The sequence below is a fragment of the Candidatus Poribacteria bacterium genome, assembly GCA_009839745.1.
GTDB lineage: Bacteria > Poribacteria > WGA-4E > WGA-4E > WGA-3G > WGA-3G.
Genome location: VXPE01000002.1, coordinates 1 through 17,510, shown reverse-complemented (window position 1 = coordinate 17,510; position 17,510 = coordinate 1). Strand labels below are relative to the sequence as shown.

28 protein-coding genes are annotated in these 17,510 nt (G+C 48.5%); 26 read left to right on the top strand and 2 right to left on the bottom strand.

Annotated elements, in window-relative coordinates; translation table 11 throughout:
- Positions 1–33 precede the first annotated feature (33 nt).
- The 26 genes from F4X88_00300 to F4X88_00175 all read left to right on the top strand — a co-directional run bounded on the left by F4X88_00300 (position 34) and on the right by F4X88_00175 (position 14,708).
- The gene (locus tag F4X88_00300; protein MYA54709.1) at positions 34–672 is read left to right on the top strand and encodes a 50S ribosomal protein L3; all 639 of its coding nucleotides are present in this window, start codon (positions 34–36) and stop codon (positions 670–672) included.
- A gap of 142 nt (positions 673–814) precedes the next feature.
- On the top strand, positions 815–1,444 hold the full coding sequence (gene rplD / locus F4X88_00295; protein ID MYA54708.1) for a 50S ribosomal protein L4: 630 nt from the start codon (positions 815–817) through the stop codon (positions 1,442–1,444).
- Positions 1,445–1,489: 45 nt separating this feature from the next.
- On the top strand, positions 1,490–1,789 hold the full coding sequence (locus tag F4X88_00290; GenBank protein MYA54707.1) for a 50S ribosomal protein L23: 300 nt from the start codon (positions 1,490–1,492) through the stop codon (positions 1,787–1,789).
- A 104-nt stretch (positions 1,790–1,893) separates the two neighbouring features.
- The gene (rplB, locus tag F4X88_00285) at positions 1,894–2,667 is read left to right on the top strand and encodes a 50S ribosomal protein L2 (GenBank protein ID MYA54706.1); all 774 of its coding nucleotides are present in this window, start codon (positions 1,894–1,896) and stop codon (positions 2,665–2,667) included.
- Between the two features lie 33 nt (positions 2,668–2,700).
- Positions 2,701–2,973 carry a 30S ribosomal protein S19 gene (rpsS, locus tag F4X88_00280; protein MYA54705.1) on the top strand — a complete coding sequence of 91 codons (273 nt, stop codon included), beginning with the start codon at positions 2,701–2,703 and terminating at the stop codon, positions 2,971–2,973.
- A gap of 126 nt (positions 2,974–3,099) precedes the next feature.
- Complete coding sequence (locus F4X88_00275) at positions 3,100–3,453, top strand: 50S ribosomal protein L22 (protein ID MYA54704.1); 354 nt, start codon at positions 3,100–3,102, stop codon at positions 3,451–3,453.
- Between the two features lie 78 nt (positions 3,454–3,531).
- Positions 3,532–4,383, top strand: coding sequence for a 30S ribosomal protein S3 (rpsC, locus tag F4X88_00270; protein MYA54703.1), 852 nt, complete (start codon positions 3,532–3,534; stop codon positions 4,381–4,383).
- 44 nt (positions 4,384–4,427) lie between these two features.
- On the top strand, positions 4,428–4,841 hold the full coding sequence (gene rplP, locus F4X88_00265) for a 50S ribosomal protein L16 (GenBank protein MYA54702.1): 414 nt from the start codon (positions 4,428–4,430) through the stop codon (positions 4,839–4,841).
- A gap of 190 nt (positions 4,842–5,031) precedes the next feature.
- Positions 5,032–5,220, top strand: coding sequence for a 50S ribosomal protein L29 (locus tag F4X88_00260; protein MYA54701.1), 189 nt, complete (start codon positions 5,032–5,034; stop codon positions 5,218–5,220).
- A 111-nt stretch (positions 5,221–5,331) separates the two neighbouring features.
- Positions 5,332–5,607, top strand: coding sequence for a 30S ribosomal protein S17 (gene rpsQ, locus F4X88_00255; protein MYA54700.1), 276 nt, complete (start codon positions 5,332–5,334; stop codon positions 5,605–5,607).
- Between the two features lie 158 nt (positions 5,608–5,765).
- The gene (gene rplN, locus F4X88_00250) at positions 5,766–6,134 is read left to right on the top strand and encodes a 50S ribosomal protein L14 (protein MYA54699.1); all 369 of its coding nucleotides are present in this window, start codon (positions 5,766–5,768) and stop codon (positions 6,132–6,134) included.
- On the top strand, positions 6,121–6,375 hold the full coding sequence (locus F4X88_00245) for a 50S ribosomal protein L24 (GenBank protein ID MYA54698.1): 255 nt from the start codon (positions 6,121–6,123) through the stop codon (positions 6,373–6,375). Before rplN ends, F4X88_00245 begins: the two co-directional genes overlap by 14 nt.
- 11 nt (positions 6,376–6,386) lie before the next feature.
- Positions 6,387–6,950 carry a 50S ribosomal protein L5 gene (rplE, locus tag F4X88_00240; protein MYA54697.1) on the top strand — a complete coding sequence of 188 codons (564 nt, stop codon included), beginning with the start codon at positions 6,387–6,389 and terminating at the stop codon, positions 6,948–6,950.
- Positions 6,951–7,074: 124 nt separating this feature from the next.
- Positions 7,075–7,260 carry a type Z 30S ribosomal protein S14 gene (locus tag F4X88_00235; protein ID MYA54696.1) on the top strand — a complete coding sequence of 62 codons (186 nt, stop codon included), beginning with the start codon at positions 7,075–7,077 and terminating at the stop codon, positions 7,258–7,260.
- Positions 7,261–7,284: 24 nt separating this feature from the next.
- Entirely contained in the window at positions 7,285–7,686 is a 402-nt protein-coding gene (rpsH, locus tag F4X88_00230; GenBank protein ID MYA54695.1) for a 30S ribosomal protein S8, read from the top strand.
- Between the two features lie 39 nt (positions 7,687–7,725).
- Complete coding sequence (locus F4X88_00225; GenBank protein ID MYA54694.1) at positions 7,726–8,295, top strand: 50S ribosomal protein L6; 570 nt, start codon at positions 7,726–7,728, stop codon at positions 8,293–8,295.
- Positions 8,296–8,336: 41 nt separating this feature from the next.
- Positions 8,337–8,681 (top strand): 50S ribosomal protein L18, encoded by a 345-nt coding sequence (locus tag F4X88_00220; protein ID MYA54693.1) that lies wholly within the window; start codon positions 8,337–8,339, stop codon positions 8,679–8,681.
- A 194-nt stretch (positions 8,682–8,875) separates the two neighbouring features.
- Positions 8,876–9,388, top strand: a complete 513-nt coding sequence (locus F4X88_00215; GenBank protein ID MYA54692.1) for a 30S ribosomal protein S5 — start codon at positions 8,876–8,878, stop codon at positions 9,386–9,388.
- A 113-nt stretch (positions 9,389–9,501) separates the two neighbouring features.
- A complete protein-coding gene (locus F4X88_00210) occupies positions 9,502–9,978 on the top strand; it encodes a 50S ribosomal protein L15 (protein MYA54691.1) in 477 nt (158 codons plus the stop codon).
- Between the two features lie 49 nt (positions 9,979–10,027).
- The gene (secY, locus tag F4X88_00205) at positions 10,028–11,359 is read left to right on the top strand and encodes a preprotein translocase subunit SecY (GenBank protein MYA54690.1); all 1,332 of its coding nucleotides are present in this window, start codon (positions 10,028–10,030) and stop codon (positions 11,357–11,359) included.
- 25 nt (positions 11,360–11,384) lie between these two features.
- Positions 11,385–11,501, top strand: a complete 117-nt coding sequence (gene rpmJ, locus F4X88_00200; protein MYA54689.1) for a 50S ribosomal protein L36 — start codon at positions 11,385–11,387, stop codon at positions 11,499–11,501.
- A gap of 15 nt (positions 11,502–11,516) precedes the next feature.
- Positions 11,517–11,909 carry a 30S ribosomal protein S13 gene (gene rpsM / locus F4X88_00195; protein MYA54688.1) on the top strand — a complete coding sequence of 131 codons (393 nt, stop codon included), beginning with the start codon at positions 11,517–11,519 and terminating at the stop codon, positions 11,907–11,909.
- A gap of 32 nt (positions 11,910–11,941) precedes the next feature.
- Positions 11,942–12,319 (top strand): 30S ribosomal protein S11, encoded by a 378-nt coding sequence (gene rpsK, locus F4X88_00190; protein MYA54687.1) that lies wholly within the window; start codon positions 11,942–11,944, stop codon positions 12,317–12,319.
- A 76-nt stretch (positions 12,320–12,395) separates the two neighbouring features.
- Positions 12,396–13,031 carry a 30S ribosomal protein S4 gene (gene rpsD / locus F4X88_00185; GenBank protein ID MYA54686.1) on the top strand — a complete coding sequence of 212 codons (636 nt, stop codon included), beginning with the start codon at positions 12,396–12,398 and terminating at the stop codon, positions 13,029–13,031.
- A gap of 219 nt (positions 13,032–13,250) precedes the next feature.
- Positions 13,251–14,270 (top strand): DNA-directed RNA polymerase subunit alpha, encoded by a 1,020-nt coding sequence (locus tag F4X88_00180; GenBank protein MYA54685.1) that lies wholly within the window; start codon positions 13,251–13,253, stop codon positions 14,268–14,270.
- Positions 14,271–14,303: 33 nt separating this feature from the next.
- The gene (locus F4X88_00175) at positions 14,304–14,708 is read left to right on the top strand and encodes a 50S ribosomal protein L17 (protein ID MYA54684.1); all 405 of its coding nucleotides are present in this window, start codon (positions 14,304–14,306) and stop codon (positions 14,706–14,708) included.
- Positions 14,709–14,829: 121 nt separating this feature from the next.
- On the opposite strand, the gene F4X88_00170 is transcribed toward F4X88_00175, so the two are convergent.
- Together F4X88_00170 and F4X88_00165 are read right to left on the bottom strand one after the other, a co-directional pair.
- Positions 14,830–16,110 carry a hypothetical protein gene (locus F4X88_00170; protein MYA54683.1) on the bottom strand — a complete coding sequence of 427 codons (1,281 nt, stop codon included), beginning with the start codon at positions 16,108–16,110 and terminating at the stop codon, positions 14,830–14,832.
- Positions 16,111–16,202: 92 nt separating this feature from the next.
- Positions 16,203–16,823 carry a hypothetical protein gene (locus tag F4X88_00165; protein MYA54682.1) on the bottom strand — a complete coding sequence of 207 codons (621 nt, stop codon included), beginning with the start codon at positions 16,821–16,823 and terminating at the stop codon, positions 16,203–16,205.
- Between the last annotated feature and the right edge of the window lie 687 nt (positions 16,824–17,510).

Below are 17,510 nucleotides of genomic sequence, written 5' to 3'. Positions count from 1 at the left end.
ACAGATTCAATCATTCACAAAAGGCGAAAGAAAATGGTTAATGGAATTATCGGCCGCAAAATCGGCATGACACAAGTCTTTGAGGACTCAGGTAAAGCGGTCCCTGTTACCGTCATCCAAGCAGGTCCCTGTCCCATTGTCCAGCTCAAAACGCAAGAAAAAGATGGATATCAGGCAGTTCAATTGGGTTTCGGAGAGCAAAAAGAGAGCCGCATGAATCGTCCTAAACGAGGACACTTCGCCAAAGCCGACGTTGAACCCACATTTGTGCTTCGGGAATTTCGGGTCCAGAGCCTTGATGACGTATCTGTCGGAAGCATTGTCGATGCAAGCGTTTTTTCAGAGGGTGAACTTGTTGACGTGACAGGCACCTCAAAGGGACGTGGTTTCTCTGGGGTGGTGAGACGTTGGAATTTCGCGGGTGGTAGGAAAAGCCACGGTGGCGAGCAAGATTTGCGCAGACCTGGCTCCATTGGCGCAAGTGCGACCCCCTCCCGAGTCTTTAAAGGAAAACGGATGGCGGGACGCCACGGCGCCAAACGGCATACCGTTCAAAACTTGTCCGTGATCCAAGCCGATCCTGAGCGCAATTTATTGGTGGTTAAAGGGGCTGTTCCGGGACCCCCCAATGGGTTGCTGCTGGTAAGAAAAGCATCTAAATCACTGATTTAATAGTTATCAACTATCAATTTTCAGTTAAAGCGGTCTTTGCAACAATCTTCACAAACCTGGAATACGCTAACAGCAGCAAAGATTGCCACAGAAAACCCCTTAACTGACGACTGACAACCGATAACCATTAAAAGAGGAAAATATGTCAACCTTAGACGTACACAACATATCTGGGGGAGTCCTCCGAGAAAAGGAATTAGCCGATGCGTTCACCGAGGCTGAAGTGAATGGTCCTGTCATTCACCAGTGTGTCGTTGCTTACCTCGCGAATCAGAGGCAAGGCACCGCATCAACTAAAACCCGGAGTGAAGTGAAAGGCAGTGGGAGAAAACTCTACCGCCAAAAAGGAACAGGTAGAGCACGGGTCGGACACGCCAAGGCACCAAATCGAGTACATGGCGGTGTCGCGTTCGGTCCGAAACCGCGCAGTTACCGACAGGCTACGCCGAAACGGGTTCGCCACCTTGGACTTCACAGTGCACTCGCAGACAGGTTTCAGAACCAACAGTGCATTCTCGTTGAAGATTTTACACTTGAAAAACCCCGGACCAAAGACATCGTTAACATGCTAAAGGCGGTAAACGCGGAAGGGAAAGTGCTGCTTGTCCTGAATGAACACTGTTCGAATATTAATCTCTCTGTCCGGAATATTCCACAGGTTAACAGCTGCATATGGAACCACCTTAACGTTTATCAGGTTATGTGGCATGACACCCTCATCATCACTGAGAACGCCGCCGAGCAACTGGAATCCAAATTTTTAGCCACCTAAAGGCTATGGTTAAGACATCAGTTCAGCAGCAGAAGGATAAAACTGATGAAAGATGTATATCAGATCATATTACAACCGCTGATAACGGAGAAGAGTACGATCCTCCGTGAATCTAACAAGTACGCCTTCGTTGTGGATCGCAATGCAACGAAACCGCAGATTCGTCGAGCCGCGGAAGAATTGTTTGACATTGAAGGCGATATTCTTAAAATTCGCACAATGCGCGTTCGTGGTAAACCCAAAGGTAAAATGTTGCGTTATCAACGGGGCAGAAAACCACATTGGAAGAAAGCGATTATTACCCTGAGAGAAGGCGCGACAATCCAAGCGTTTGACACCATATAGGAATAGTTGTCGGTTATCCCTCTTTGATTACCGACAATTGACGACTAAAAAAGGAAATCAGAGTGCCTAAAACTTATTCACCCATAACTCCAAGTCGCCGGTTCATGACTGGGTACACCTTTGAAGAGATTACGCGGAGCAAACCGGAAAAATCTCTTGTCAAAGGGGCGAAACAGAAAGCCGGCCGGAACGCCAATGGGCGTTTGACTGTGAGACGTCGCGGTGGGGGACATAAGCGCAGATACCGGGTCATCGACTTCAAACGGGACAAGTTTGGCATTCCCGCTAAAGTTGCCTCAATTGAGTATGATCCGAACCGGTCGGCGCATATCGCCTTATTACACTATGTTGACGGTGAAAAGCGTTACATTCTCGCCCCCGTCGGTGTTCAGGTTGGTGATATGCTACAGTCAGGTGAAGATGCAGAAATTCGCCCTGGCAACGCTTTACCCCTTGAGAGAATCCCACTCGGATCGTCAATCCATAACATAGAGATGCGTCCCGGGAAAGGTGGACAACTCGTCCGGAGTGCTGGCGTTGCAGCGCAGTTGGTCGACAGAGAAGGAAAGTACGCGCGTATCCGACTCCCCTCCGGTGAGATTCGCCTCGTTCCCGTCCAAGGCATGGCGACGCTCGGACAGATCGGCAACGTCAGCCAGATTGTTATCGGTAAAGCCGGACGTTCGAGATGGCTCGGAAAACGCCCGAAAGTTAGAGGTGTCGCTATGAATCCGATCGACCATCCGCATGGGGGTGGCGAAGGTAAAAGTTCCGGGGGTAGACATCCCGTTACGCCTTGGGGGGTCCCGACCAAAGGATATAAGACCCGAAACCCGAAGAAGAAATCGAATCGTTACATCGTTGGGAAGCGGAAATAGTCGGCAAGGAACAGCATAAAAAGGAGAAACACAATGGCGCGTTCTGTCAAAAAGGGACCTTACATAGACCCGAAACTCGCTAAGAAGATAGCCGCCATGGAACGTTCTGGCAGTAAACGGGTGGTGCGGACCTGGTCCCGCCGTTCAATGATTACCCCTGAGTTGGTGGGCCACACTTTGGCAATATACAACGGGAAAAAATTTTTCCCTGTGTATATAACCGAGAATATGGTAGGACACAAACTGGGAGAATTTTCACCGACTCGGACCTTCCGTGCCCACTCAGGTGGTGGAGGTAGAAGATAACTTTGTGATAGTTTTCATCGTCCATTGAGGTTCTCCGCAACTTCACCTTTTTATCAAAGGATGCACGTGGATGCTTGGTCGCGAATCACAACGAAACCCGAAAATCGCTTTTATTAGGAGATACTGATGGAAGCCAGATCTAAGATTAGGAACGCGTCGGTTGCTCCACGGAAAGCCCGTTTAGTAGCCGATCTCGTCCGTAATCAGTATGTTGAGGATGCGTTAAGTCAGCTGCGCTTTACGCATAAAGCCGCGTCCCCTATAATTTACAAACTCATTCAGTCAGCAGCTGCGAACGCACAATATCAAGATCCGAACATCGATCTCACAAACCTATATGTTAAAGAGATTCGGGTTGATGAAGGGATTACGCGGAAATGGATACGTCCCCGGGCACGAGGTATGGCGAACAGAATCCTAAAACGGAGCAGCCATATCACGGTCGTCGTTGATGAGGAGAGTGGCGAGAATGGTGAGTAAGCCGTGCACTTACAAAACACCAAAAGCCCTGCTTATCTTCTACATCGCGAACGGGGAAGAACTCAATAGGAGGTTTGCGTGGGACAAAAAACTCATCCGCGTGGATTACGTTTAGGCATCATTGAGACGTGGGATTCAAAGTGGTACAGCGAGCAGAATTATGCCAAATGGCTCCATGAAGATTTTAAAATTCAGAAGTTCGTTAAAGAGCAGCTCGCGCGTGCCGGTATCTCGCGTGTTGAAGTCGAACGCGTAGCAGACCGGTGCAGCATCAACATCCATACAGCCCGCCCCGGTATTGTGATTGGACGTCGCGGTGCCGAAGCTGAAAAACTACAAGCGCTGCTCGAAAAAGAGGTCGGATGTCCTGTACGGATTAATGTTTCGGAGATCAGAGAACCAGAGCTGGATGCCCAACTCGTATCAGAAGATGTCGCGACACAAATAGAGCGGCGCGCGGGCTTTAAACAAGCGATGCGCCGGAAAATCTCTGGTTCAATACAAGCCGGAGCCTTGGGTGTCAAGATCATGGTGAGTGGGAGACTGGACGGTAAGGAAATCGCCCGTGCCGAATCCAGTATTGAGGGACGCGTCCCTCTTCACACCCTCAGAGCGAACGTCGACTACGGATTTACAGAAGCAAACACAACTTATGGTAAAATCGGGGTCAAGACGTGGATCTTCAAAGGCGAAATTATCAACTTGAAGGCTGACCCCGCTGATCGTCGTCAAGCTGGACGCCGGGAAGACACAGGTTCACAACGTCCTGCACGCCGCCGTGGCGATAGGCGTTCTGGTTCTCGTCAATCCGGCTCCCGTCAATCCGGTTCTCGTCAATCCGGTTCTCGTCAATCCGGCTCCCGTCAATCTGGCGAACAGGGCAGAGGAAGAGGACAGCGCCGACAGCGTCGAAGCGGAGGCAATTCATAACCGCCCAAGAGAACACCGGGCAGATGCTTAAGGAGGCATTTAAGATGTTAATGCCGAAACGCGTGATGCGCCGCTACGTGCATCGTGGAAAACGCCGTGGGAAGCCACTTCGAGGTTCACAGATTAACTTCGGCGAATACGGCTTGCAAGCAATGGAAGCAGGCTGGATTACCAGCAATCAGATTGAATCGGCACGTATCGCTATCACCCGATATGTCCGCCGAGGTGGAAAACTTTGGATCAAAATTTTTCCACATAAACCACTCAGTAAACAACCTGCAGAAACGCGCATGGGTAAGGGGAAGAAGGGACCCCCTGAACATTGGGTTGCCGTCGTTAAACCCGGCAGAATTCTCTATGAACTCAGTGGCGTTTCGCTTGAAGACGCTAAAGGGGCGATGGAACGAGCCGCCCACAAATTGCCAATCAAAACTAAGTTCGTTGCACGGAATGCGTAATTTCGTTTTTTTGATTCATTGCTCTTGGACTGCCCTCCATTACATTTCGGGCAGGTTTTTGGTCTAACTCACACGGGGTGGGTCTACTGAATCCCCTCGTACTTAATCAGAAACCATCGTGAAACGAAGTGGAACGATGCCCAGATTTAACAGTTTAAAAATTTGACGACATACATGGAGGTTCGGAAAAATGAAAGCGGATGAACTACGCGGAAAAACCACCGAAGAATTAGAAGGTGAACTGAAAACTCTGAAAGAGAATCTGTTTAACCAGAAATTCCGAAGTATTTTAGGACAACAAGAGGATACAACAACTATCGGTAAGATTCGGAAGGACATCGCACGCGTGAAAACCGTCCTACGGCTCCGAGCCGAGTAGACGGGATTTATAGGAATCGGTGAGAGGCGAGAGTCCGATGCCGACGGATCACATTTGATGGTGCGCTGAAAAAACGCACTTAATAAGTTTTGACTGGTTTGGAGGATAAAGTTGAGCGAGGAAAGACGAAGACATCGCAAATTTCGGACAGGTCTTGTTACGAGTAACGATATGGATAAAACTGTCACAGTGTCGCTTGTTCGACGCTTTCAACATCCGCTTTACAAAAAGGTTGTCCGGAAAACGAAAAAGATTCTGGCTCACGATGAACAGAACAATTGTAACGTCGGTGACGTGGTGCAGGTTGTCGAAACCCGCCCGCTGAGTCGTCACAAACGGTGGCGGGTCCAAGCGATAGTAAGCGCAGGGCAGACCGCAAACGATTAAGAAGTGCCACCAACAACGCGTGGTTTGTGTCGCCCGTATGAGAGGGTGAGAAACAGAGCAATGTGGTTCGCACGGCACTTGAGAAGAAAGGGCTTCATCTCCACTCTGACGTTTCCAAACAGGTTCCCGTTTTGAAAACGGTAGAGGAGACTACAAAAATGGTTCAATCATATACTCGATTAACCTGTGCTGATAATACTGGCGCAAGAAAATTAATGTGCATTAGTGTGCTTGGCGGAACCCGTCGACGCTACGCACGCGTAGGCGACGTGATTGTAGCAAGCATCAAGGAAGCAGTACCCAATACGCAGGTAAAAGCCGGTGAAGTCGTTCGGGCAGTTGTCGTCCGCACGACGAAAGAATATCGACGCGCAGATGGTTCCTATATTAAATTCGATCAGAACGCTGCTGTCCTCATCGATCCGCAGAATCAACCGCGTGGTACTCGCATCTTTGGCCCTGTTGCACGTGAACTCAGAGAAAAGGCGTTCACCCGAATTGTCTCGCTCGCGCCTGAAGTTATTTAGGAGGACAATTGTGGCACAGCAAAAACTGCATATCAAAAAGAACGACACTGTCGTCGTCCTCAGTGGGCAAGATCGCGGTAAAGAAGGTGTCGTTTTAGAGGTGTTCCCAAAGAAACAGCGAGCAATCGTTGAAGGTGTTCATATAGTTGTCCGGCACCTCCGTCCAAACCAGGCGGGACAAGGCGGGGTCGTTGAGCGCGAAGGCACCATCCACGTTTCTAATCTCAAAAAGATTGAATAGGATAAAGGCTTATGAGCCCATTTAAAGAATTTTACCAAACGGAAGTTATGTCCGCGTTGCAACAGCGTTTTAACTATCAAAATGTGATGCAGATTCCGAAAGTGGACAAAGTTACACTGAATATCGGAGTAGGGATAGCAGTTCAGAATCCAAGCGCGTTGGAAGATGCCGTAGAAGAACTGACCCTTATTGCGGGGCAACGCGCGATGATTACCCGTGCGAAAAAATCGATCTCTGCTTTCAAAATCAGAGGTCCATCTAAGTTAAACCGCACGCCCGGCATGGCGATCGGATGTAAGGTTACACTGCGGCGGGAAAGAATGTATGAGTTTCTCAACCGCTTAATCAACATCGTGTTACCCCAAATTCGGGATTTCCGCGGTATATCACCGGATGCTTTCGACGGGCGGGGCAACTATTCCCTGGGGCTCACGGAACAGTTAATCTTTCCCGAGATTAGCTACGACCAAGTTAACGATATTCGCGGACTGAATGTAACCATCGTTACGACCGCCCCAACTGACGAAGAGGGCCGCGAGTTGCTAAAGCTTTTAGGCATGCCTTTCCGACAATAGATGAGGTCTTTCGCTAAACTTTAGTAAAAAGACTCGGTAGGCATTCTTTACGAGCAACTCCTGTTTAACAGCCGGAGGCAACACCCGTAAGTGCTACGGGTAAACAAGAAAAGGAGTATTCAGGTTGGCAAGTAAATCATGGATTGCCAAACAGAAAAGAACCCCGCGGTTCCGAACCCGAGAATACAGTCGTTGTAAAAGTTGCGGCAGATCGCGTGGGTATCTTCGCAAGTTTGAGTTGTGTCGTATCTGTTTCCGACTCTATGCCCGAGCCGGTAAAATACCCGGTGTCCGAAAGGCGAGTTGGTAAAAAACCAAATAAGGAGAATCTTTCATGTCGATGACCGATCCGATTGCTGATATGCTCACGCGTATCCGCAATGCCAATATGGCAGGACATGAACGCGTCGAAATCCCCGCTTCAAACGTTAAATCTGAGATCGCACGCATCCTTGCAGAAGAAGGTTTCGTCAGAAATTATCGTCTCATCGAAGATGGGAAACAGGGGATTTTAAGAATTTACTTGAAATACGGAAATACGAAAAAAGAGAAGGTCATCACAAACCTAAGACGTATCAGCAAACCTGGCAGGCGGGTTTATGCCAAATCCGACAATTTGCCACAGGTTTACGGAGGACTCGGAGTCGCTATTTTGTCAACATCCAGTGGACTCAAAACGACCCCACAATGCCGACAGGAGAAAATCGGAGGCGAAGTTCTCTGTTACGTCTGGTAAGATCTTGATGATGACCCGCAATGAGTTGGGAGATACAGAATGTCACGTATTGGGCTAAAACCGATTCCAGTGCCAGACAAGGTGCAAATCGCTTTAAACAACAGTGACGTGCAGGTAGATGGACCCAAAGGGAGCCTCAATTGGAGAGTGCCAGAAGGCATCAACGTAACACTTGAGGAAAATGTCCTAATCGTCCAAAGAAAAAGTGAACTAAAACACCACAAAGCCCTGCACGGATTGGCGCGTAGCCTTATCGCCAACATGGTTACTGGTGTTTCAGAGGGCTTTGAAAAAAAACTACGAGTCGTCGGTACGGGCTATCGTGCTGAGGTCAATCGTGAGAGTAATTTGGTGCTTGATGTTGGCTATTCGCATTCCGTTACTTACTCCCCACCTGACGGAATAACGTTGAGCGTTGAAGCCACTGAATCCATAGATGGCCAGACACATACACCTGTCATTATCAGCGGCATCGACAAACAGCTGGTCGGACAAGTGGCAGCGTCTATTCGTCAAATTAAGAAACCGGAGATTTATAAGCCCTGTAAAGGCATCCGGTACGATGGCGAGCGCGTTCGCGATAAAGAAGGAAAAGCGGCTGCTGGCTAACGAGGAGGACAGACCCTTTGGTACTTACAAAAAAGAAACGGATGAGTCATTTACGCCGCCGCAAGCGAGTCCGCCGAAAAATCAGCGGCACCGAGGGCAGACCGAGACTCTCCGTTTTTCGAAGTTCAAAACATATTTATGCGCAGCTCATTAATGATGAACGTGGTGTGACGGTTGCCGAAGCTTCGACTTTATCACCTGAACTGAGAGAGAACCTCGCAAACGGTGGAAACGTTAAGGCAGCGGAGAGCGTCGGCACACTTCTCGCACAAAAAGCCAAGCAGCAGGAGATTGAGGCAGTTGTTTTTGACCGGGGCGGACACCTCTACCACGGGCGGATCAAAGCCCTGGCTGAAGCTGCAAAGGCGGAAGGATTAAAGTTTTAATCTCTTGTAAGGACTGGGGAACCCAGCCCCTACCAAGTTTCTGCTCAGGGCAACCCCCAAGCAAAAACCCGTCCATTAAATTTCGGGCAGGTTTTCTGTGTTTCCGGTATCGCTTTTTAAAGATGAATCGGAACTTCACGAGAACCCGGGCGAAATGAAGTGGAGCGAGGCCCCAGGAGGCCATAGCTTAAAACATGCTGAAAGATAAAATCAACCTTGATGACCATGAATTTGAGGAACGCATGATTACCATCAACCGTGTAATGCGAGTTGGTAAAGGGCGACGAACGCCCAGTTTTAACTCACTCACCGTTGTCGGAAATCGCGATGGGATTGTTGGTATCGGATTTGGTAGCGCAAGTGAAGTCGCCGGCGCGCTCCGAAAAAGTTTCGCAGACGCTCGAAAAAATCTGATCCGGGTTCCAATCATCAACGGGACGCTTCCGCATGAAATCATCAGCGAATTCAAATCCGCCAAAGTCTTGCTAAAACCAGCAAGACCCGGGACAGGCATTATCGCAGGACATGCAACGCGCGCTATTCTTGAATTCGCAGGCGTTCGAGATGCACTCACAAAATGCCTTTCTTCTCGGAATGTGAAAAATATCGCTGAAGCGACCATGCTTGGATTAAAAAACCTCAAAGATGTCAATGAAGTCGCTCGGTTGCGAGATATACCTGTCGAAGAACTGCTCAAGAAACGCTAAATGAGTCATCAGTTGTCAGTTAAGAGGAGTGTTGGTTAAATCAGAACCCTCTTTAACGCATAACCGATAACTGAAAGCTGAAAACGATTCCGTAAAAAATGGAGTAAATCCTGATGAAATTGAACGAACTTAAACCAGCACCGGGCGCGACTCGCTCAAGAAAGCGGGTCGGCAGAGGTAACGCTTCAGGCTGGGGTGGCACCTGTGGACGTGGACACAAGGGTCAAAAATCCCGATCTGGTGCTTCAATCCCTGCCTGGTTTGAAGGCGGACAAATGCCACTCGTGCGACGGCTCCCGAAGCGAGGTCCGCGACGCACCGGACATAAACGATTGGAGTACGATGTCATCAACGTCGAAACCCTCAACGCTTTTGAAGATGCCACCGTCATCAATCCTGAAGTCCTTCGAGACGCGGGAATCATCAAGCGGAAAAACGCCTTGATAAAGATACTCGGCGACGGCGACCTCGAAAAACAGTTGAAAGTTCAAGCACATCGCTTCTCAAAATCTGCAATCCAGAAAATTGAATCCAAAGGCGGCACAACCGAGGTCCTCGGGATGCATGCGACCACTAACGACCCTGCTTAAGCATCGTAGGGGCTGGGGAACCCAGTCCGTACAGGAGGAAAAAAAATAAGTGATTAAGGCAGTTCAAAACGCTTTTAAAATACCGGAATTGCGGAAACGCATCATTTTTACAGCGTTGCTCTTGATTGTTTACCGCCTTGGCGCACATATCACGCTTCCGGGTATCGACGACCAAGCCCTCGAGGCTTTTTTCCAGCAACTCATGGAGCGGGGTGGAAATGTCATTGGATTCATCGACTTGTTCTCTGGTGGCGCGTTTAGCCAGATGACTATTTTCGCGCTCGGCATACAACCGTATATCAGTGCCTCAATCATTATGCAGCTCCTCGCCGTCATCGTGCCTTCTTTGGAGAAACTGTCCAAAGAACCTGACGGTCGGAAGAAAATTACGCAGTATACCCGATACGGAACCGTTCTACTGAGTATCATTCAAGGGATCACAATCAGCATCGTGCTGCGGAACCCGGAAAACATAACCGGACAAGCAGGCGAGATCGTGAGGAACCCGGACCTCTGGTGGCATTTCCTTGTCGTGATAACGCTCACTGCCGGAACCTCCTTCGTTATGTGGTTGGGTGAACAGATCACGGAGCGTGGTATTGGACAAGGTATTTCATTAATTATTACAGTTGGTATCGTGGCTGGATTGCCCGGGGGTGTCACAACCGTTTTCAACAACCTCGTGACAAGACCGGAATTCGGAATTCTACAACTGGCGCTTTTAGTAGCACTTGTCGTTGTAGCCGTTATGGGAACTGTGTTTATCACGCTTTCTGTGCGGAAGATTCCCGTGCAATACGGCAGACAGATTCGCGGACGAAGAGTCATTGGTGGGCAATCAACACATCTCCCCCTCCGTGTTAATGCCGCTGGTATGATTCCAATCATCTTCGCTGTGACATTGATCCAGTTCCCGCCGACCGTGCTCGGTTTTCTACCGCGCGACTGGGGATGGGTAACCGGTGTAGAAACACTCATCGCTCCGGGAACACCGTTGTACCTCACTGTTTATGCCTTATTAATTGTGGGTTTTACCTACTTCTACACAGCCGTGCAAATTAATCCAATACAGATGGCAGAGGATTTACAGAAATACGGGGGTTTTATTCCGGGGATACGAGCAGGTAAACAGACCGCAGATTACATCAACACCACGCTTACACGCATCACACTGCCAGGCGCAGTATTTCTCGCTGCTATTGCTGTGATTCCGATTATTATCACGAGCCAGCTTCAGGTTGGGAACATGGTCGAAGGTGCTTCTATCCTGATTGTTGTCGGGGTCGTGTTAGATACAATGTCACAAATCGAATCCTATCTAACGGTCCGCCATTACGAAGGATTCTTAAAAGATCGCAAACTCAAAGGCAGACGGCGTTAAGCACTTTTACCTGAAAGAGGACACTATGAAAGTCAGACCTTCTGTTAAAAAGATGTGTAACCAGTGTAAAATTATCAAACGCAAAGGGATAGTCCGCGTCATTTGTCCTTCAAACCCGAAGCACAAACAACGCCAAGGCTAAAAGAGGAGCAAACACATGGCAAGGATTGCGGGGGTTGATTTACCCCGAAATAAACGTGTGGATATTGCCTTGACGGCAATTTATGGTATCGGGCGCTACACTGCAGTGCAAATTGTCAGCGATCTGGAGATCGATCCCGGCAAAAAAGTTGACAACCTCGCCGAAAACGAGATCGGTCAACTCCGAGATAAGGTCCAAGAGTATAAAATTGAAGGTGATTTGCGCCGTGAAATCGACCAGAATATTAAACGGCTGATGGACATTAACAGTTATCGGGGGCTACGCCATCGTCGGCAGTTACCTGTTCGTGGGCAGCGCACCAATACGAATGCACGCACCCGTAAAGGAAAGGCACGAACCATCTCCGTCGGCAGAAAAGCTAAAGAGGCAGCACGCAAGGGCGGTTAGTGTTAACTGACCACCCCTGCTAAGAAAGGAGAATCGTTGTGCGTGGAAGAAGACGAGAACGCAAGAACGTTCCTGAAGGGATCGCGCATATACAGGCGACCTTCAACAACACAATCATTACAATCACAGACTTAAGCGGAAACACTGTTGCTTGGGCGAACGCTGGCATGACCTTCACAGGTTCACGGAAGTCAACGCCTTTTGCCGCACAACAGACAGCGGAAGCATGCGCCCGCAGAGCAATGGATCACGGCATGAAACGCGTAGAGGTGAGAGTCAAAGGTCCCGGATCCGGAAGAGAGTCCTCTATACGAGCACTCGCTGCAGCCGGACTCGAAATTACACTAATGAAGGACGTGACTCCCATTCCACACAATGGATGTCGTCCGCCTAAAAGACGACGGGTTTAAGTTGACCCGCAACTCAACTCCGATACAAGACTTACAAGCACGAGTTGAGGGCCACATTCATACACAAGGAGAGGGAATGAGTAGATATTTAGATTCAGTCTGTAAATTATGCCGACGGGAAGGCGAAAAACTCTTTCTGAAAGGGCGGCGCTGCAACGGACCGAAATGTTCTTTTGAACGCCGCAGCTACCCGCCTGGCGAACACGGGCAGACGCCGCCACGCAGAAGTCGTGCGGACAATTTCCGCCGACAGTTGCGTGCAAAACAGAAAGTCAAACGCACTTACGGTGTTTTTGAAAAACAATTCCGGAACTATTACTTCAAAGCAGCGCGCCAAACGGGTATTGCTGGTGAGAATTTAATTGGTTTCCTTGAACGCAGGTTAGACAATGTCGTTTACCGACTCGGGTTCGCAACCTCCCGCAACCAGGCACGTCAACTAGTGAAGCACAACCACTTCACAGTGAACGGCAAACGGGTGAATATCCCGTCTTATATCGTGAAAGTTGGCGATGTCATCACACCGCGCGAACGAAGCCGGAACCTCGCAACCATTCAAGAGGCGTTAGAATACACACAGCATCGCGGCGCCCCTGAATGGCTGGAAATTGACACGGACAAAGCAGAAGGGCGTGTTCAAGGAGCACCTATAGTAGAGCAAATCGCTATCGACCTTGAAACGCAACTCATCATTGAACTTTACTCCCGATAGACATATCCCCATATTGGTTATCGGTTAACGGTTATCAGTTACAAGAGGAAGGTTTTGCTTGGGGGTTTCTGCGGATTTCCCTGGTTAAATGCAAACCTCTTAACTGAAAATCGATTACCGACACCTTTAACCGTCAACCTGTGCATTGATAAAAGTGTTAAGGAAACCCGAGTTGATGGTTAAAACCGACAACTATTTTAAGCTTATAGGAGGAAATCGATGATAAGGTCCGAGCTGGAAATGCCCGATCGGCTAAAAACGGATACAGATTCCTTACGCCCTAATTACGCAAAATATACTGCCGAACCTTTTGAACGCGGGTTCGGAACAACCCTCGGCAACTCACTACGCCGAGTCCTCCTTTCCTCAATTAAAGGCGCGGCGATTACAGCCGTTCAAATTGAGCAAGTAAAGCATGAATACGCTACGATTCCCGGAGTCGTGGAAGATGTCGTACAGATCATACTTAATCTCAAAGAGATCCGGTTAAATATCGCAACTGACGATCCAACGAAACTTACATTGAAAGCGGAAGGATCCGGTGAGGTTACAGCGGCTGATATTCGTTCTAACGCTCTCATTGAGATCATAAACCCCGACCAGCATATCGCAACACTCGATGAATGCGAAGCATTGGACATCGAGATTCACGCGCAAACGGGGAGAGGATACTCACTCGCCGAAGAGCATAGACCCATAGATCACGAAATTGGATTGATTCCAGTCGATGCGAAGTTCTCACCTGTCGAGAAAGTGAACTTCTGGGTAGAAGAAACCCGCGTTGGCGATATGACAAATTTCGATAAACTCAATCTCGAAGTCTGGACGGATGCGACCATCACGGCAAAGGAAGCGGTCACACGCGCTGCCAACATTCTGCTGCAACAACTTGAAATCTTCACAGAATTCGATGAAACCTACGTTGAACCGGAACCTGAGATTGACGAGGCAAAACTCCGGCGCGATCGATACCTCGCCAAACCCGTCTCCGAACTTGAGCTCTCCGTCCGAGCCAGTAACTGCCTCGAAACGGCAAATATCAAAACTATACGAGAACTCGTCACAAAAGAGGAAAAGGACATGTTGGAATACAAGAACTTTGGGCGGACATCGCTAAATGAAATCAAAGAGCAACTCGCCAACATGGGACTTGCCCTCGGAATGAAATTGGACGACTTAGACGACGCGGACATCGACGAAGAAAATATGATCCAAGCCCCTTTGCAACCCCCTGTGTAATTCTTCACGACAACGCGTAAATGGAGGAAGATGATGCGTCACAGAAAACGCGGGCGGAAATTGGGACGAACGACAAGCCATCGAAAAGCCCTTTTCCGCAATCAAGCCACCGCGCTATTTGAACACGAACAAATTCGGACGACACTCCCAAAGTGTAAAGAACTTCGGCGTGTCGCCGAAAAGTTGATTACGCTCGCCAAACGCGGCGACTTACCCGCACGCCGGCAAGCCGCAAAAATGCTCTATGGGACCAATCTGCGTTATAAACCCAAAAGAGGCGAAGAAACGAGAGACCTCGATAAACACGCCATTCTACGCAAACTGTTCGATGACATCGGACCCCGGTATCAAGACCGAAGCGGTGGATATACACGCATTATACGAGGTGAACTCCGAAAAGGCGACGGGGCACAGATGGGCTATATTCAACTGGTTTAATGGTTGTCAGTTATCAGTTCGGGTTTTCTACGAAAACCTTTTCGGTTGTCAGTTACAAGAGACTTTTGGATTCACCAGCCCCCTCTTTAACTGATAACCGATAACCGACTACTGACTGCCATTAAAACCGATATGCAGCTGATACAAACACTCGATGTGTAAGCCTCTCTGTGGTCAATTCATTCCTGCTCCGCTGCCAAGTCCCTAACATATACCCCACATCAAACTTTAGAGAGTCTTCAAAGATTTTTCCGACACCTAACGTTAAGAAATCGCGTGCGTCGTTAACCTCAGCATCGGTGAACGGAATCGTGTCCCGAAAATAACCGAAACGGACGTGTGTATCAATAACCGGTATCCTATATTCCACGCCGAGCCGTGCCTGAAGCGTTGTAGCGTAGAACGCCTCAAAATTATCCTGCGAAATGTCATCCGCTGGTGCCGGATCGTAACGAGTCTGCGTCCAATCCGTGAGTTGGACATCACCTGCCAAGACCAAATCATCATCAAATAATTTCACAGCAATTCCAGTTCCAATTTCAAAGGGTCTCTCAATATCAAATACTTGCGCCCCGCTCATAGAATCCGACATCTCTTCTCCGTCGTCATAAACCGCTCGCGTCGATTGATACCAAAGTTCATCAACCCCCAATTCAATCGGTGTAACCAGGGTTAAACCAACACTGACAGCATCCGTCAGATGCGCCAGAAGTCCTATCCGAGCGCCCAAACCTGAGTACTCCCTGTCAATTTCGTCATCGTATCTGAAACGCGATAACTCGCTATCCACCCTCAACAGATCCGTGGCTGTGGTATCCAGCTCATTCAGACTGTTCCCCTGCCAGAAGTCCAACGACCCTCCAATAAGCACGCGTTTTGACACGTAGACGCTCGTGCCGAAACTCCAGATCCCAATGCCACCACTGTTTACATCCGTCTCGTCAACAGCCAATCCACTGAATTCAGTGCCTGAACTCGGATCAATCCCCTGAATCGCAGTCTGATAGTCAAAATTTTGCGGACGATTATAGCCGAAAGCGATTGCCCAACCGCCACGCCTCGCATGGAACGGATAAACAAACCCGATCGAATTCGGACGCATCTGTGAGCGGGTCGTCCCCGTAATCTCATCACCGGTAAAGTAGGCATCCGTGCTCGCGGTGTTATGCGAAAAGCTACTAAACAGTTCAAACTTTTGGATCTGCGCCATCCCTGCCGGATTCCAATAGAGCGCGGTGAAATCATCAGCGAGTGCAAGTGAAGCACCCCCCATTCCCATCGTCCGAGCCCCAACACCGAACGTATTTCCGATCGCCATCTCTTCTACTTGCGATGTGCCGACAGTCGCAAAAACAGTCATACTCAATAAACTGATAAATGTTATATACACTGCTGGTTTCATGGTTCCATTTCCTCCGTCTTTTAACTTTTCCTTGCGGTTCGTTTAGGTGGGTTTGGGAGTTTGAAGCACTTTTCCGTAGACCCACCACTTGGCTAATTTGAGTTCCGATTTCTTATGCGTCGCTGGGGTCGTTCCGATCTTGACTTTGGCGATGTCACGCTGCGTGAACTCCGAGAACGCCGGTTTTCAAGTCGCAAATCCCTTTTGTTGTACGCCCGTCGTGAGAGCGGTGTATACCGACTCCTACCGTAATACCGTCGATAGACGTTCGTATACGGGTAATATCCCCTATAATAGCGGTAGTAAGGCGAATAGCCGTAATACCCGTATCCGTAAAACCAAGGGTGTGAGTAATACGGCATAACGGGCATGTAAGAACGGTATGGATACAGTGGGTAAGGTCCCCAGTAGCTGCCGTGGTATCTGCGTGGGTAGACGTAGGTTTCACGATGCGTATACTTCCGTCGTCCGTAATAGCCTTCCGATGCCTCAGCATCGGTATGCTCTGGCTCCAATTCTTCCGATTCCGCTTCAGAGTGATCTTCCGTTTCCTCTTTCTCCAAAACCCTATGGTATTTCCGATCGAAATCTGAAGACGCGCTTCCAACATGGGCTTGCCAGCCATGTTCTTGATAACCGAGTTGCGTATAACACCCGGCAAATGCCGTCATCGCCAAAAACAACAATAGTATGAAAGTTACTTGCAACTTCATGTCTTTTTCTCCTTTAGATTGATCCGCGTAGGGACGAGGTCACCTCGCCCCTACATTATAACATATTATACGAGAGACTCTTAAAAAAAGTTTACATCTACCTCCATCATTGGCATAACAAAATTTGCCCTAAGAAGGGGACACTACATCGCGTTTTTTCGGAGAACAAAAAACGCGCATAAGAAGTCTGGATTTCCACTTAAGCAATTTTTGCGTGTTAATCTACAATTTTTGCGTGTTAATCTACAATTTTTGCGTGTTCTTAAGCAATTTTTGTCTGCCAACCTACAATTTTTGTCTTAACCGACGATCATCAAGATCCGACAAATATATTCCATTTTTTCGGCGAGAATATTTATTTTTACAAGAAGGAAATGCCTTTGCTCCGTTTGGCAAGCTTAGTGGACCGTGTATTTCGGATGGATTACTCATTAAATGGACACTTGAAATTCTAACAACTTAGGGACAAAATACGCGTTTATTTTCGGAATTGGCACAAAACTTGCCTAAAGCAATTTAATGAATGAAGACTCATCTGAGCATCTTCGCAGAATATGGTATAATACTAAACGTGAGTTTGATAAATATTGAGGGTAGACAGATTTTCTCTTAAAGTCCCTGCCCTCTTGATAAGGCTTACTGTTACCCATAAGTCTGAAGGTGTATAGGTGTTTTGAGAGTTTCGGC

Coding starts and splice junctions, on each gene's coding strand:
- rpsH (MYA54695.1), top strand. CDS start 7,285: ATGTCGATGACCGATCCGATTGCTGATATGCTCACGCGTATCCGCAAT.
- rplP (MYA54702.1), top strand. CDS start 4,428: ATGTTAATGCCGAAACGCGTGATGCGCCGCTACGTGCATCGTGGAAAA.
- F4X88_00175 (MYA54684.1), top strand. CDS start 14,304: ATGCGTCACAGAAAACGCGGGCGGAAATTGGGACGAACGACAAGCCAT.
- F4X88_00170 (MYA54683.1), bottom strand. CDS start 16,110: ATGAAACCAGCAGTGTATATAACATTTATCAGTTTATTGAGTATGACT.
- rpmJ (MYA54689.1), top strand. CDS start 11,385: ATGAAAGTCAGACCTTCTGTTAAAAAGATGTGTAACCAGTGTAAAATT.
- rpsD (MYA54686.1), top strand. CDS start 12,396: ATGAGTAGATATTTAGATTCAGTCTGTAAATTATGCCGACGGGAAGGC.
- F4X88_00225 (MYA54694.1), top strand. CDS start 7,726: ATGTCACGTATTGGGCTAAAACCGATTCCAGTGCCAGACAAGGTGCAA.
- rplD (MYA54708.1), top strand. CDS start 815: ATGTCAACCTTAGACGTACACAACATATCTGGGGGAGTCCTCCGAGAA.
- F4X88_00290 (MYA54707.1), top strand. CDS start 1,490: ATGAAAGATGTATATCAGATCATATTACAACCGCTGATAACGGAGAAG.
- rpsS (MYA54705.1), top strand. CDS start 2,701: ATGGCGCGTTCTGTCAAAAAGGGACCTTACATAGACCCGAAACTCGCT.
- F4X88_00275 (MYA54704.1), top strand. CDS start 3,100: ATGGAAGCCAGATCTAAGATTAGGAACGCGTCGGTTGCTCCACGGAAA.
- F4X88_00260 (MYA54701.1), top strand. CDS start 5,032: ATGAAAGCGGATGAACTACGCGGAAAAACCACCGAAGAATTAGAAGGT.
- rplB (MYA54706.1), top strand. CDS start 1,894: ATGACTGGGTACACCTTTGAAGAGATTACGCGGAGCAAACCGGAAAAA.
- rplN (MYA54699.1), top strand. CDS start 5,766: ATGGTTCAATCATATACTCGATTAACCTGTGCTGATAATACTGGCGCA.
- F4X88_00180 (MYA54685.1), top strand. CDS start 13,251: ATGATAAGGTCCGAGCTGGAAATGCCCGATCGGCTAAAAACGGATACA.
- rplE (MYA54697.1), top strand. CDS start 6,387: ATGAGCCCATTTAAAGAATTTTACCAAACGGAAGTTATGTCCGCGTTG.
- F4X88_00220 (MYA54693.1), top strand. CDS start 8,337: ATGAGTCATTTACGCCGCCGCAAGCGAGTCCGCCGAAAAATCAGCGGC.
- F4X88_00210 (MYA54691.1), top strand. CDS start 9,502: ATGAAATTGAACGAACTTAAACCAGCACCGGGCGCGACTCGCTCAAGA.
- F4X88_00215 (MYA54692.1), top strand. CDS start 8,876: ATGCTGAAAGATAAAATCAACCTTGATGACCATGAATTTGAGGAACGC.
- F4X88_00300 (MYA54709.1), top strand. CDS start 34: ATGGTTAATGGAATTATCGGCCGCAAAATCGGCATGACACAAGTCTTT.
- rpsM (MYA54688.1), top strand. CDS start 11,517: ATGGCAAGGATTGCGGGGGTTGATTTACCCCGAAATAAACGTGTGGAT.
- F4X88_00165 (MYA54682.1), bottom strand. CDS start 16,823: ATGAAGTTGCAAGTAACTTTCATACTATTGTTGTTTTTGGCGATGACG.